This is a genomic window from Pseudomonas sp. Irchel s3h17 (assembly GCF_900187505.1).
Classification (GTDB): Bacteria; Pseudomonadota; Gammaproteobacteria; order Pseudomonadales; family Pseudomonadaceae; genus Aquipseudomonas.
On sequence record NZ_FYDL01000007.1, the window covers coordinates 264,494 to 279,698 of the forward strand.

At 62.9% G+C, this 15,205-nt stretch carries 10 protein-coding genes; all 10 read right to left on the reverse strand.

The genetic code is table 11. The annotated features are described in order from the left end of the window. Positions 1-13 precede the first annotated feature (13 nt). Entirely contained in the window at positions 14-289 is a 276-nt protein-coding gene (locus tag CKW25_RS12525) for a peptidylprolyl isomerase (RefSeq protein ID WP_007898282.1), read from the reverse strand. Positions 290-329: 40 nt separating this feature from the next. Then, positions 330-2,876, reverse strand: coding sequence for a PAS domain-containing sensor histidine kinase (locus CKW25_RS12530; RefSeq protein WP_095079582.1), 2,547 nt, complete (start codon positions 2,874-2,876; stop codon positions 330-332). Positions 2,877-3,422: 546 nt separating this feature from the next. Further along, positions 3,423-5,378: an acetoacetate--CoA ligase gene (locus CKW25_RS12535; RefSeq protein WP_095079584.1), complete on the reverse strand. Its 1,956-nt coding sequence runs from the start codon at positions 5,376-5,378 to the stop codon at positions 3,423-3,425. Positions 5,379-5,557: 179 nt separating this feature from the next. After that, complete coding sequence (hbdH, locus tag CKW25_RS12540; protein ID WP_095079585.1) at positions 5,558-6,331, reverse strand: 3-hydroxybutyrate dehydrogenase; 774 nt, start codon at positions 6,329-6,331, stop codon at positions 5,558-5,560. A 7-nt stretch (positions 6,332-6,338) separates the two neighbouring features. Then, entirely contained in the window at positions 6,339-7,730 is a 1,392-nt protein-coding gene (locus CKW25_RS12545) for a GntP family permease (protein WP_095079586.1), read from the reverse strand. Positions 7,731-8,030: 300 nt separating this feature from the next. Further along, complete coding sequence (locus CKW25_RS12550; protein ID WP_095079588.1) at positions 8,031-9,446, reverse strand: sigma-54-dependent Fis family transcriptional regulator; 1,416 nt, start codon at positions 9,444-9,446, stop codon at positions 8,031-8,033. Positions 9,447-9,508: 62 nt separating this feature from the next. Continuing rightward, the gene (locus tag CKW25_RS12555; RefSeq protein WP_095079590.1) at positions 9,509-11,089 is read right to left on the reverse strand and encodes an ABC transporter ATP-binding protein; all 1,581 of its coding nucleotides are present in this window, start codon (positions 11,087-11,089) and stop codon (positions 9,509-9,511) included. 105 nt (positions 11,090-11,194) lie between these two features. Next, positions 11,195-12,217: an ABC transporter permease gene (locus CKW25_RS12560; protein WP_095079591.1), complete on the reverse strand. Its 1,023-nt coding sequence runs from the start codon at positions 12,215-12,217 to the stop codon at positions 11,195-11,197. After that, positions 12,217-13,275 carry a microcin C ABC transporter permease YejB gene (locus CKW25_RS12565; protein WP_095079593.1) on the reverse strand — a complete coding sequence of 353 codons (1,059 nt, stop codon included), beginning with the start codon at positions 13,273-13,275 and terminating at the stop codon, positions 12,217-12,219. The genes CKW25_RS12560 and CKW25_RS12565 overlap by 1 nt, the downstream gene beginning before the upstream one ends. After that, positions 13,275-15,143, reverse strand: a complete 1,869-nt coding sequence (locus CKW25_RS12570) for an extracellular solute-binding protein (protein WP_095079595.1) — start codon at positions 15,141-15,143, stop codon at positions 13,275-13,277. Before CKW25_RS12570 ends, CKW25_RS12565 begins: the two co-directional genes overlap by 1 nt. Positions 15,144-15,205 lie beyond the last annotated feature (62 nt).

Sequence of the window (15,205 nt, forward strand, 5' to 3'; positions counted from 1 at the left end):
GGAGGCGCCGCGGTCAGTCGCGGTAAAACACCTGCACCAGGTGGTAGCCGAACTTGCTCTTGATCGGACCGTGCACCACCCGCAGCGGCTTCTTGAAAATCACCGCATCGATCACCCCGACCATTTGCCCGGGCCGCACTTCGCCCAGATCGCCGCCGCGCTTGCCGGACGGGCAGGTGGAGTACTTCTTGGCCAGCACATCAAAGGCCTCGCCCTTGGCGATGCGTTGTTTGAGCTGTTCGGCCTCTTCCGAGGTTTTCACCAGGATATGGCGGGCTTGAGCTTTCATGGGGCAAGTACCTTGGAACGGTGGTGTCGGCGGGGCGCGATTATGCCTGATATCCGTGTGGATGGCGGAGCATCTGGCGAATCTTGCCCGCCAACTGTTCGATGGAAAAGGGCTTGGCCAGCAGGTCCATGCCCTCATCGAGAAAGCCCTGGCGTTCGCCGGCTTTTTCCGCATAGCCGGTCATGAACAGCACTTTGAGGCCAGGGCGATACTGCCGAGCGATTTCCGCCAGCTGTCGACCGTTCATGCCAGGCAGGCCGACATCGGTCACCAGCAGGTCGATGTGCAGGTTCGACTCCAGCAGCGGCAGGGCGGTCTTGCCGTCCTGGGCTTCGTGGGTGGTGTAGCCCAGTTCATTCAGCACATTGAGCACCAGCATGCGCACGGCCGGGTCGTCTTCGACCAGCATCACCGATTCCCCCGCGGCGGCGAAGGTGCCGCCGAGGTTCTGTGGCTCGGTCGCAGCCTGTTGGGGCGCATTGTGCAGGCGGGGCAAATACAGGCGCACGGTGGTGCCCTGGCCCTGCTCGCTACTGAGGGTCACGTGGCCACCCGATTGCTGGGCAAACCCATAAATCATCGACAACCCAAGCCCGGTGCCCTGGCCAATGGGCTTGGTGGTGAAGAAGGGATCGAAGGCCTTGGCCAGCACCCGTGACGACATGCCGGCGCCATTGTCCCGCACCCCCAGCATCACGTAGTCCCCGGCCTTGACCGGTTCGAGGGTGCTGATGTCGCTGCCGTCGAGGTAACTGTTGGCGGTTTCGATCAGCAATTTTCCGCCCTCCGGCATGGCATCGCGGGCGTTGATCACCAGGTTGAGCAGGGCGTTTTCCAGTTGCCCGGCATCGGTGTTGACGGGCCAGACCTCGGGAGCCAGGTCGAAGGTCAGTTCGATGTGTTCGCCCTTGGTCCGGTGGATCAACTCTTCGAGCGAATGCACCAGGGTGTTGGGGTTCAGTGGTTGGCGGTCCAGCGATTGCCGGCGGGAGAATGCCAGCAGCCGGTGGGTCAGGGCCGCCGCGCGATTGGCCGATGAGACGGCGGCATCGGCAAACCGCCCGATCTCGTCGACGCGGCCGTCGGCGATGTAGCGCTGCATCAGGTCGAGGCTGCCGATGATCCCGGTGAGCATGTTGTTGAAGTCGTGGGCGATGCCGCCCGTGAGCTGGCCGACGGCTTCCATTTTCTGGGCATGACGCAATGCGTCTTCGGCTCGCTCGCGCTCGAACATTTCGCTTTGCAGGCGCTGGTTGAGTTCGGCCAGCGCCTTGGTGCGCTTGTCGACCCGTTCCTCCAGGGTTTCATTGAGGTTGCGCAGGGCCTCCTCGGTCTGTCTGCGCTCGGTTTCGTCGATCACGAAAATGTAGAAACCGTTGACCGCGCCGTCGGGACCGAAGCGTGGCAGGTATTTCATCAGCGAGTAACGGGGGCGGCCGTCGCGGTGCGGTGAGTAGGCCTCGAAACTGCAGGCTTTGCCGGCCAGCGCGGCGTCGATGTGCTCGACCCGGGTGGCATAGATATCGTCGCCGAGGATCTCGAGGATGGTCTTGCCGTACAGCTCCTGCGGGGTCATGCCGTACCAGTCCAGGTACGCACTGTTGTTCAGGCGAAAGCGCTGTTCGTGGTCGACGTAGCCGATCAACACTGGCATCGCGTTGATGATCAGTTGCAGCTCGGTCTGGCTTTGGCGCAGCGCCTGTTCGGTGCGCTTGCGCTCGGTCAGGTCCAGTGCGGCGCCGAGAAAGCGCAGCGGGCGGCCATGGTGATCCTTGTAGCAACGCCCCCGGGCAAACACCCAGCGCACCTCGCCATCGGCCTGCAGCAGCCGGTATTCCTCGGCGTACTCGGTGCCGTGGGTGATGCAGTGCTTGATGCTGCGGGTGATCATTGCCCGGTCTTCGGGGTGCACGCCGTGCAGGTATTCGGTAATGGGCAACTGGCCGGCCTGGGTCGGATCGACACCATGCAGTTGGGCGAAGTGGGCGTCGGCAATGAAACGGTCGTCGCCAATGTCCCAGTCCCAGGTACCCACCGCGTCGGTGGCGGCCAGGGCCAGTTGCAGGCGCTGCTCAGTGTCCTGCTGGGCCTTGAGGCTGGCTTCCGAGCGCTGCTTGAGCTCCAGGGCGATGCGTCGCCGCTCGTTGGTTTCGATGGCGGTGACGAGGATCCCGGCGACCTGTCCGCGCTCGTCGCGAATCGGGCTGTAGGTCAGGTCCAGCCAGAAGTCTGCCTCATGGTCATCGCGCTGCAGGCTGAAGCGCTGCTCGCTGTAGGCACGTACCTGGCCCTGTAGCACGGCACTGTAGATGGGCGTCGTGAAATCCTCGAGTTCGGGCCACGTCAGGTGCGTGGGTTGTCCGAAGGCTTGCGGATGCTTGTTGCCGGCCAGCAAGGCGAACCCGTCGTTGTAGATCTGCGACAGCTCAGGCCCCCAGAGCAACAGCATGGGCATGGGCGAGTGAATCACGATGTCCACCGCGGTGCGCAGGCTCTGCGGCCAATGGCTGGCAGCCCCTAGCGGGCTTTGCGACCAGTCGAGTCGGGCAATCAGGGCCTGGGCGTCGCCGGTAGGGGGTCGGTTCATCAAGGGTTCCTGCGTCGAGTCGGTTATTGCGTGGTGGAGAAGTAGACGCCGTAACGGCTGAAAAGTCCCATGGGGGGGAAGGATTTCGTTGCGCGAGCCGCAGCGGCGCATGAGTCAGGGCTGGCAAGCACAGCCCCCGTGGCGTCAGTCAAGGAAAGTGGCGTCGTACACAGACCCTGTGGCGAGCGAGCTTGCTCGCGCTGGGCTGCGTCGCAGCCCCAAAATCGGTCGCCGCGTTTTATCTGAAAGTCTGCAAGCATCTTGTTGGGGGCGCTTCGCACCCAGCGGGAGCAAGCTCCCTCGCCACAGAAGCTACGTTCAGTCAAGGAAAGTGGCGTCGTACACAGACCCCGTGGCGAGCGAGCTTGCTCGCGCTGGGCTGCGTCGCAGCCCCAAAATCGGCCGCCGCGTTTTATCTGAAAGTCTGCAAGCATCTTGTTGGGGGCGCTTCGCACCCAGCGAGCTTGCTCGCGCTGGGCTGCATAGCAGCCCCAAAACCAGTCACCGGGTTCTATTTGAACGACTGCAGTCGTCATGTAGGGAGCATTACACCCGCAATTCCGGGCGATCACGAAACTGCTCCAGGGCTTCGGGGTTGGCCAGCGCGTCGGTGTTTTTCACCGGCTGCCCGTGCACGACGTTTTTCACCGCCAACTCGACCACCTTGCCACTGATGGTGCGCGGAATATCGTCGACCCTGAGGATTTTTGCCGGCACGTGGCGAGGCGTGGTGTTGGCGCGGATGACCTGGCGAATCTGCTGTTGCAGGGCTTCGTCCAACTCCACGCCGTCACGCAGGCGCACGAACAGCACCACGCGCACGTCGTCCTGCCATTGCTGGCCGATGGCGACGCAATCGAGCACCTGGTGGACCTTTTCCACTTGCCGGTAGATTTCCGCGGTGCCGATCCGCACCCCGCCGGGGTTGAGCACCGCGTCGGAACGGCCGTGGATCAACCAGCCGCCGTGGGCAAGCTCTTCGGCGTAGTCGCCCTGGGCCCAGACACCGGGGAACTGGCTGAAATAGGACGCGCGCAGTCTTTCCTGCTGCGGGTCATGCCAAAAGCCGATGGGCATCGCCGGGAAATGGCGGGTACAGACCAGTTCGCCTTTCTCGCCGATGACCCGCTGGCCGGCGTCGTTCCAGACCTCGATGGCCATGCCCAGGCCCTTGCCCTGCATCTCGCCCCGGCGCACCGGCAATACCGGGTTGCCGGCCACGAAGCAGGACACGATGTCCGTGCCGCCGGACATGGATGACAGGCACAGGTCGCTTTTGATCTCGCGATACACGTAGTCAAAGCTCTGCGGCGACAGCGCCGAACCTGTGCAGAGCACCGCCTTGAGGCTGCCAAGGCGGTGACTCAGGCGCGGCTGGATGTCGTTGCTTTCCAGGGTGGCGAGGAACTTGGGGCTGGTGCCGAAAACGCTGATGGATTCCTCGTCGATCAGGTCGATCAGGCGTTGCGGTTGCGGGTGGAAGGGCGAGCCGTCGTACAGCACGATGCTGCTGCCGACCGCCAGGGCCGAGACCAGCCAGTTCCACATCATCCAGCCACAGGTGGTGTAGTAGAACAGCCGGTCGTCAGCGCCCAGGTCAACGTGCAGGCCGTGTTCCTTGACGTGTTGCAGCAACACGCCGCCGGCACTGTGGACGATGCATTTCGGCACGCCGGTGGTGCCGCTGGAGTAGAGGATGTACAGCGGATGGGCAAAGGGCACCGCGACGAACTCAGGCTCGCCGCCGGCCTGATAAAAACCGTCCCATAGCGCTACCCGGGCCTGGGTCTTGTAGTCTTCAATGCGTGCCTCTGGCCGGGCGTAAGGCACGATGATCAGCTGCTGCAGCGACGGCAGGCGTTCAAGGATTTCGTTGACCTTGACCGTCTGGTCGATGGTCTTGCCGCCATAGCGGTAACCGGCGCAGGTGATCAGTACTTTCGGCTCGATCTGGCCGAAACGGTCGACCACGCCGTGGGTGCCGAAGTCCGGCGACGAGCAGGACCAGATCGCGCCCAGGCTGGTGGTGGCCAGCATGCCTACCAGGGTCTGCCAGGTGTTGGGCATGCACGCCGCCACCCGGTCACCCAGGCCGACCCCGGCTGCTTGCAGGCTCTTTTGCAGGCCGGCCACGTGATGGGCAAGGTCGGCATAACTCAGTTGCTCGCGCTGGCCATCTTCGCCAAGGGCGATCACCGCCACGGCACTGTCGCGACGACGCAGCAGGTGTTCGGCAAAGTTCAGGGTCGCATCGGGAAACCATTGGGCATCGGGCATCTGCGTGCCTTCACGCAACACCACGCTGGGCGCCTGACGGAAGGTGATCGCGAAGAAGTCGACGATGGCCTGCCAGAAGTCTGCACGCTGGTCGATGCTCCACTGGTGCAGGGCCGGGTAGTCGGCGAGGGCCAGGCGGTACTGCTGATTGCAGAAGCGCCGAAAGGCATCCATGCGGGTCTTGCCGATACGTTCGGCGCTGGGTTGCCAGAGTAGGTCGGACATGATTGGCCTCTTGTTCTTATATACACGCAAGCTTGTGTGGTGAGGGCGCTTGCTCCTGTTGGCCCATAAAACGGGCTCGAACGTGCTGACGCATACTGCGTATGACTCCGCGTTTGGCATTACGACGACTGCGTCGTCGGATAGGGGCAAGCGCTCTCGCCACAGGTACAGGTTATATTTTACTGCGCCAACCACCCACCATCGATGTTCCATGCCGCGCCGCGCACCTGGCTGCCGGCTTCGCTGCACAGGAACAACACCAGTTCCCCCAGTTGCGGTGGGGTGACGAACGCCAGGGACGGCTGCTTCTCGGCCAGCAGGTCATGCTGTGCCTGCTGCGGGTCGACGCCGGTGGCGGCGCGGTCGTCGATCTGCTTCTGGACCAGCGGGGTCAATACCCAGCCCGGACAGATGGCATTGCAGGTGACGTTGCTGGTGGCGGTTTCCAGGCCCACCACTTTGGTCAGGCCGATCACCCCATGCTTGGCGGCGACGTAAGCGGCCTTGCCCACCGAGCCCACCTGGCCATGCACCGAGGCGATGTTGACGATTCGCCCCCAGCCTTTGGCGCGCATGCCTGGCAGGCTCAGGCGGGTGCTGTGAAACACCGACGACAGGTTGATCGCGATGATCGAATCCCAGCGCTCCACGGGGAAGTCTTCCACGGCGGACACGTGCTGGATGCCGGCGTTGTTCACCAGAATGTCGACGCCGCCGAATTCCCGTTCGGCGTAGGCGATCATCTCGGCAATTTGCGCCGGGTCGCTGACGTCGGCGGGGTGGTGGCCGACCTTGCCGCCGAACTGGCCGACCTCGGCGATCACCCCTGTGGCATCGCCGAAGCCATTGAGGATCAGATTGGCGCCGGCCTTGGCCAGGCTCAGCGCGATGCCCAGCCCGATGCCGCTGGTGGAGCCGGTGACCAGTGCGGTTTTGCCCGAAAGAGTTGTCATGAGTGCCTCACACAATGCCGGTGGCATAGAAAGTAGCGATGACGACGAAGACCGCCAGCGTCTTGATCAGCGTAATACAGAAAATGTCTTTGTAAGCCTGGCGGTGGGTCAGGCCGGTCACGGCCAGCAGGGTGATCACCGCGCCGTTGTGCGGCAGGGTGTCCATGCCGCCGCTGGCCATGGAGGCCACCCGGTGCAGCACTTCCAGCGGAATGTTCGCGGCATGGGCCGCGGCGATGAAGTCATTGGCCATGGCGGCCAGCGCGATGCTCATGCCGCCCGAGGCGGAACCGGTGATGCCGGCCAGCAAGGTCACGGTGATCGCTTCGTTGACCAGTGGGTTGGGAATGCTTTTGAGCCAGTCGGCCAGCACCAGGAAGCCTGGCAGGGAGGCGATGACCGCGCCGAAACCGTATTCCGAGGCGGTGTTCATCGCCGCCAGCAGCGCGCCGCTGACTGCGCTTTTGCTGCCTTCGGCCAGCTTGCCGCGGATCGCGTTGAAGCCGAACGCCAGGACCATGAGGATGCCCACCAGCAGCGCGGCCTGCACCGCCCAGATGGCGGTGAGCTTGGCGATTTCGGTGGTCACCGGCGCGGCCATGCCCGGCAGGCTCAGGCTATGGGTCTTGCCGTACCACTGGGGAATCCAGTGGGTGAACAGCAGGTTCATGATGCCCACCGCCAGCAGCGGCGACAGGGCGAGCCAGGGGTTGGGCAGCTTGAGGTTCTCGGCGGTTTCCGGCTCGTTGCGCAGGTCCGAGCCATAGCCTTCACCGCTGCGTTGGGCCTTGTTGCGCTGGCGCTGGAGGAACAGCATGCCGGCGCAGAACACGAACACTGTGCCGATCACACCCAGCCAGGGGGCGGCCCAGGCGGTGGTGTTGAAGAAGGTACTGGGGATGATGTTCTGGATTTGCGGGGTGCCAGGCAAGGCATCCATGGTGAACGAAAAGGCACCGAGGGCGATGGTCGCCGGGATCAGCCGCTTCGGGATGTTGCTCTGACGGAACATCTCCGCGGCAAACGGATACACCGCGAACACCACCACAAACAGGGAGACGCCGCCGTAGGTGAGCAGGGCGCAGACCAGCACAATCACCAGCATCGCCTGGCGGGTGCCGAGCAGGCGAATGGCCGCCGCCACGATCGAGCGCGAGAAACCCGACAGCTCGATCAGCTTGCCGAACACCGCGCCGAGCAGGAACACCGGGAAATACAGTTTGATGAAGCCGACCATTTTCTCCATGAACACCCCGGTGAAGGCGGGCGCAACGGCGGAAGGGTCGGTGAGCAGTACCGCGCCAAGGGCGGCAATCGGAGCGAAGAGGATAACGCTGTAGCCACGGTAAGCAGCGAGCATCAGCAGCGCGAGGGCTGCCAAGGCAATGATCACACTCATGGTGTGTCTCCTGGGATTGTTATTTTTTTGGGGTGTAGCAGGTGTGAAAGGGCCTACAGCGGGTTTCGTGCCATGTTTTTAAGTTATTGATTTATAAGAGAAATTAATTCTATTGGAAGTATTTTACTGATATTTGTCTCTGATTAGAGACAGGTGTGGGTGCTCGAACCCTTGGTGCAGGCCAGCCCTCTGCGATTGGAGCTTCGTTGATTTTGCTTGGAGGGAGGGCGTGGAGTGGGTTGCCCGCGATGAGCGCGGGGTGCAGAAACAAGTAGTCCCGTTTTATGGACTTGAGTCTCGCTATTGAGACTCGGCAATCCCCAGTGCCTGCATTTTCTTGTACAGCGTCGAACGTCCCAGCCCCAGGCGTGCCGCCGCGTCGATCACCTTGCCGCCGCATTGCGCCAGCGTGCTTTCAATCAGGTGACGGTCAAAACGCTCGCGGGCGGCGCTGAAGGTTTCATGGGCAAGGGGCGCAGTCGCCGCCAGGGCAGTGTGTGGCACGGGAACCAGGCCACCGATCGCGGCGCGAATTTCGTCGGCATCCAGGATCAGGTCATCGCTGAGCAGCGCCGCCCGTTCCAGCACGTTGCGCAGTTCGCGAATATTGCCTGGCCAGGCGTGTTGCCCCAGTAGCGCCAGGGCCTGCTGGTCGAGTTCATGCTGGCTGCGCAGTTCTTCGAGAATGGCTTCGCTCAGGGCCGGCAGGTCGTCGAGACGCTCGCGCAGTGGCGGCACCTGAATCGGCAGGACATTGAGGCGGTAATACAGGTCGGCGCGGAACTCACCGCGCTTGATCGCCGCCTCAAGGTCGGTGGAGGTCGCGGCGATGACCCGCACATCGCTCTGGATCATTTCGTTGGAGCCCACCGGTTCGAATTCTTTCTCCTGCAATACCCGCAGCAGTTTGCTTTGCAGTGGCAGTGGCATGTCGCCGATTTCGTCGAGAAACAGGGTGCCTCCCTGGGCGATCTGCAATTTGCCGGAGCGGCCCTTGCGGTCGGCACCCGTGAAGGCGCCGGGGGCGGTGCCGAAAAACTCGGCCTCCAGCAGGGCCTCGGGAATGGCCGCGCTGTTGATGCTGACGAAGGCTTTGTGGGCCCGTGGCGAGGCGCTGTGAATGGCCTGGGCCAGCAATTCCTTGCCGGTGCCGGTTTCGCCCAGCAGCAATACCGGTGAATCGGTGCTGGCGCTGCGGCGGGCGCGGCGTTTGACTTCCAGGCTGGCGGCGCTGGTGCCGATGAAGTGGGCGAAGGTGTACTTGGCCTGGCGAGCGCGCAGCAACGAACGGGTGGAGGCCAGCTCTTGCTGCATGCTCAGGTAGCGCTTGAGCATCGGCGACAGGCTGCGCAACTCATCGAACAGGGCAAAGCCGATGGCGCCGATCACCGCCCCGGCATCGTCGTGGATCGGCAGGCGCATTACCACCAGCGGCTCCTTGGACGTGTCCTGCATGTCCAGCAAGATCGGCCGGCCGGTGCGTACCACTTCACGCAACAGGCTGCCGGGGATCACGCTCTCGCAGGGTTTACCGATGGCCACCGCAGCCGACTCCAGGCCAAAGCGCCGGGCATAGCGTTCGTTCATCCAGACGATGTTCGCATCATGGTCGACGATGACCGTGCCTTCGCTGGACTGCTCGATGATTTCGAACAACGAGCGGATCGCCAGCAGACGTACCCGCTGGTAGTCCTTGAGGCTGTCGGTGGTGTTCATGGTTGCATTTCCTGAATGTGTATCGTCCATGCTCGCGAAGGCCATGATGCGGTCTGGCGCGATTATGCCCAGCCCGGGTGGGCGGCCGCCAACAGCTCTTTGGTATAGGGGTGCCGGGGCGCATCGAACACCTCATGGCTGGCGCCGCGCTCCACGACTTTGCCGTCCTTGATCACAATCATGTCGTGGGCCAGGGCGCGCACCACTGACAGGTCGTGGCTGATGAACAGGTAGGTCAGGCCGTGTTTTTCCTGGAGCTGGCGGAGTAGGGCGACCACCTGTTTCTGCACCGTGCGGTCCAGGGCCGAGGTGGGCTCGTCGAGCAGGATCAGCGCCGGTTTCAACACCAGCGCCCGGGCAATGGCGATGCGTTGGCGCTGGCCACCGGAGAACTCGTGGGGGTAGCGGTGCCGGCTTTGCGGGTCCAGGCCGACTTCCTCGAGGGCCTGGATCACCTGGGCCTCGCATTCGGCGGCGGTGGACTGGCTATGGACTTCCAATCCTTCGCTGATGATCTGCGCCACGGACATGCGCGGGCTGAGGCTGCCAAACGGATCCTGGAACACCACCTGCATTTTTTTGCGCCACGGCCGTAGTTGCTTCTGGTTCAGGCGGTCCAGGGCTTCGCCCTGGAAACGGATGCTGCCCTCGGAATCCAGCAGGCGCAGGATCGCCTGGCCCAGTGTGGACTTGCCCGAACCGGACTCGCCGACGATGCCCAGGGTCTTGCCCCGTTGAATGCTCAGGCTGATACCGTCCACGGCGTGCAACCAGGTCTTGCGTTTGAACAGGCCACCGCCCAGCGGGAAGCGTACGCTCAGGTCGTCGACCTCCAGCACCGCTTCGCGTTCGTCCCGTGGCAAGGCTTCACCTTCGGGTTCCGCATTCAACAGCACGCAGCTGTAGGGGTGCTGCGGTGCATTGAACAGGCGCTCGCAATCGGCTTGCTCAACGATTTCTCCGCCGCGCATCACGCACACCCGCTGCGCGATGCTGCGCACCAGGTTGAGGTCGTGACTGATCAACAGCAACGACATGCCCAGGCGTTGTTGCAGCGATTTGAGCAGCAGCAGGATCTTGCGTTGCACCGTCACGTCCAATGCGGTGGTCGGCTCGTCGGCGATCAGCAACTCGGGCTCGCAGGCCAGGGCCATGGCGATCATCACTCGTTGTCGCTGGCCGCCGGAGAGTTGGTGCGGATAGGCCTTGAGGCGCTCTTCGGGTTTCTGGATGCCCACCAGGTCCAGCAGTTCGAGAATCCGTTTCTGCGCCGCCTTGCCCCCCAGTCCCTTGTGCACCAGCAGGGTCTCGCCGATCTGTTTTTCGATGCTGTGCAGCGGATTGAGGGAAGTCATCGGCTCCTGGAAGATCATCGCGATGCGATCGCCCCGCAGCGAGCGCAGGGTGCCACTGTCGGCGCCCATCAATTCCTGGCCTCGGTAGCGAATACTGCCGGACGACTCGGTACCGCATTCGGGCAGCAGTTGCAGGATCGAGTGGGCGGTCACCGATTTGCCCGAGCCGGACTCGCCCACCAGCGCCAGGCACTCGCCGGGACGGATGTCCAGGCACAGGTTGCGCACCGCCGCCTGACCACTGAAGGCCACGTTGAGGTCACGGATTTCGATCAGGTTGTCGCTCATATCAACAGTCCGCTGAAAAATGGTGGATCAAGATCGCGGATCAAGATCGTGGATCAAGATCGTGGATCAAGATCGCGGATCAAGATCGTGGATCAAGATCGCGGATCAAGATCGTGGATCAAACGCATCGCGCAATGCTTCGCCGATGAACACCAGTAACGAAAGAATCAACGCCAGGGTGAAAAACGCCGTCAGTCCCAGCCACGGCGCTTGCAGGTTCTGTTTGCCCTGGCCGATCAACTCGCCCAGCGACGCACTGCCGGCGGGCATGCCGAAGCCGAGGAAGTCGAGGGCGGTGAGGGTCGAGATGGCACCGGTGAGAATGAACGGCAGGTAGCTCAGGGTGGCGTTCATGGCGTTCGGCAGGATGTGCCGCACGATCACCTTGCGGTCCGTCAGGCCCAGGGCGCGTGCGGCCTTGACGTATTCCAGGTTGCGCCCGCGCAGGAACTCGGCGCGCACCACGTCCACCAGCGCCAGCCAGGAAAACAGCGCCATGATCCCCAGCAGCCACCAGAAGTTCGGCTCGACGAAGCCCGACAGGATGATCAGCAGGTACAGCACCGGCAACCCCGACCAGACCTCCAGCAAGCGCTGGCCAAGCAGGTCGACCCAGCCGCCGTAGTAACCCTGCAAGGCGCCGGCGGTAATACCGATCAGCGCGCTGATAAAGGTCAGGGCCAGGGCGAACAGGATCGACACCCGCGCCCCGAAGATCACCCGCGCCAGCACGTCGCGCGCCTGGTCATCGGTCCCCAGCCAGTTGACGGTCGAGGGCGGACTCGGTGCCGGTTGGTTGAGGTCGTAGTTCGGGGTGTCGTCACTGAACGGGACCGGCGGGAACAGCATCCAGCCGCCGTCCTGTTTGATCAGCTTCTGCACGTAGTCACTGCGGTAGTCGGCCTGGAACGGCAGTTGCCCGCCGAACTCCTGCTCGGTGTAGCGCTTGAATGCCGGGAAGTACAACGTGTCCTGATAACTGAGCACCAGCGGTTTGTCGTTGGCAATCAACTCGCCGCCGAGGGTCAGCAGGAACAGGCCGATGAACAGCCACAGCGACCACCAGCCCCGACGGTTCCTCTTGAAACGCTCGAAACGACGGCGCGCCAGGGGCGAGAGCTTGAGCATCAGGCGTTCCTCGCGGCGAAGTCGATGCGCGGGTCGACCAGGGTGTAGCACAGGTCGCCGATGAGTTTTATCAGCAGGCCGAAGAGGGTGAAGATGAACAGCGAGCCGAATACCACCGGGTAGTCCCGGGACACGGCCGCTTCATAGCTCATGCGCCCCAGGCCGTCGAGGGAGAAGATCACCTCGATCAACAAAGAGCCGGCGAAGAACACGCTGATGAACGCCTGGGGAATTCCCGACACCACCAGCAGCATGGCGTTGCGAAACACGTGGCCATAGAGCACCCGGCGCTCGCTCAGGCCCTTGGCGCGAGCGGTCACTACGTACTGGCGGGTGATTTCATTGAGAAACGAGTTCTTGGTCAGGATGGTCAGGGTGGCAAATCCACCGACCACCAATGCCGTCACGGGCAGCACCAGGTGCCAGAAGTAGTCGGTGATTTTGCCCAGTGTCGACAGCTGGTCGAAGTTCTCCGACACCAGGCCGCGCACCGGAAACCAGTTCAGCGAGGTGCCGCCGGCAAATACCACGATCAGGAACATGGCAAACAGAAAGGCCGGCATCGCATAGCCGATGATGATCGCAGTGCTGCTCCAGACATCAAAGTGGCTGCCGTGATGCACCGCCTTGCGGATGCCCAGGGGGATCGAAACCAGGTAGGTGATCAGGGTCGCCCACAGTCCGAGGGAAATGGTCACTGGCATCTTTTCCAGGATCAGGTCGGTCACCGTGGCACCGCGAAAAAAGCTTTTGCCGAAGTCCAGGCGGGCATAGCTCTTGAGCATCAGCCACAGGCGCTCCACGGCGGGCTTGTCGAAACCGTACTGTTTCTCGATGTCCTTGATCAGTTGCGGGTCCAGGCCGCGGCTGGCCCGTGAGCCATGGCTCACCACGTCACCGGAAGCACCGGGGCTGGCACCGCCGATCCCTTGCAGGTGGGCGATGGCTTGCTCGACCGGGCCGCCGGGTGCCGCCTGCACGATCACGAAATTGACCAGCAGGATGATCACCAGGGTGGGGATGATCAGCAGCAAGCGGCGAATGATGTAAGCCAGCATCAATGGGGCCCTCCGGGTTGACTACGCCTGATGCGTTCGGCGGCCATCTGCTCATTGGTCAGCGGGGTCCGGCTCACTTCCCACCAGCTTTCGATGGCGTCGTCATTGCTCGCCTGTACCGCCGGCATGCCAAAACGGTTCCACCAGACCGTCGAGGTGCCGGGCGGGTAGTAGTTGGGAATCCAGTAGTAGTTCCATTGCAACACCCGGTCCAGGGCGCGGGCATGGTGCAGCATGTCGACCTGGGTGGTGGCCTTGACCAGGCCGGTGATCAAGGTGTCGACAGCGGGGTTCTTCAGTGCCATGTAGTTGTTGGAACCCGGGTCGTTGGCCGCCGCCGAACCGAAATAGTTGAACAGCTCGCCCCCGGGGGAAGTGGTGACCGGGAAGCCGGTGACGATCATGTCGTAGTCGCGACTCATCAGGCGATTGACGTATTGCGACGAGTCGATCAAGCGGATGTTCAGGTTGATGCCGATCTGCGCCAGGGTGCGCTTGTAGGGCAGCAGCAAGCGGTCCATGCCGTTCTGGCTGATCAGGAAGGTAAAGGCCAGCGGCTCGCCTTCGGCGTTGACCAATTGGTCGCCTTCGGCTTTCCAGCCAGCCTGCTCGAGCAGAGCCAGGGCCTGCAGTTGCTTGTCGCGGATCAGGCCGCTGCCATCGGTCTTCGGTGCTTCGAACACCTGGGCGAAGACTTCATCGGGAATCTGCCCGCGCAGGGGTTCGAGAATCGCCCGCTCACCGGCATCCGGCAACTGCCTGGCGGCCAGTTCGGTGTTGGAAAAAAAGCTCTGCTGGCGGATGTACAGGTCGCGCATCATCTGCCGGTTGCTCCACTCGAAGTCCCAGAGCATCGCCAATGCCTGGCGCACGCGGCGGTCCTTGAACAGGGGGTTTTGCAGGTTGAACACAAAGCCCTGGGACGGTTGCGGCGCCTGCCTGGCCAGGTGGGCTTTTTGCAGGCGGCCGTCGCTCAGCGCCGGGCTGTCGTAGCCGATGGAGTAGCCGGTGGCGGAGAACTCGCGGTTGTAGTCATAGGCGCCCCCGCGCAGGACCTGGCGGGCGACGTCGGTGTCGCCGAAGTACTCGATGCTGAAGTGGTCGAAATTGTACAGGCCACGGCTGACAGGCAGGTCCTTGCCCCACCAGTCGGCGTTGCGTTCGAAGGTAATGCTGCGCCCGGAGTCAATCTTGCTCACGCGGTACGGGCCGCTGCCCAGCGGGGCTTCGTAGCCGCCACCGTTGGCGAAATCGCGGGTTTTCCACCAGTGCTCGGGAAACACCGGCAAGGTGGCGACGTCCAGCGGCAAGGTGCGGTTTTCGTTGTTCTTGAAATCGAAGCGAAGGGTGCGCGGCGATTCGACTTCGACGCCTTTGACGTCGGCGAATTGTGTGCGGTAGCGCAGGCTGCCCTGGGTCATCAGCAGGTTGAAGGTGTAGCGCACATCCTCGGCGGTAATGGGCGTGCCATCGGCGAAGCGTGCCTTGGGGTTCAGGTAGAAGCGCAGCCACAAACCATCGTCGGCGCGCTCCATTTTTTCCGCGACCAGCCCGTACACGGTGTAGGGCTCATCCAGTGAGCGCTGGGCCAGGGGCGAATAAATCATCCCGTCGAGCTGGGACACGCCAATGCCTTTGTCGATGTACGGCAAGACGTGGTCGAAACGCCCGATTTCGATTGCCGAGCGCCGCATGCTGCCACCCTTGGGCGCCTGCGGGTTGGCGTAGGCGAAATGACTGAAGTTGGCGGGGTACCTGGCCGGTTCGCCGTAGACGGTCAAGGCGTGTTGAGGCGCCGCGTTCGCGACGCCAGCACTCAAGAGCAAGGCCAGGACCGTGAAGATCAATGAGGGGAAAGCCAGTCGCATTGTCAGCCTTAAGCGCCGGGTGATCGGTGGTTCAATTTGTACGCTAGCAGCGCGTGACTCGC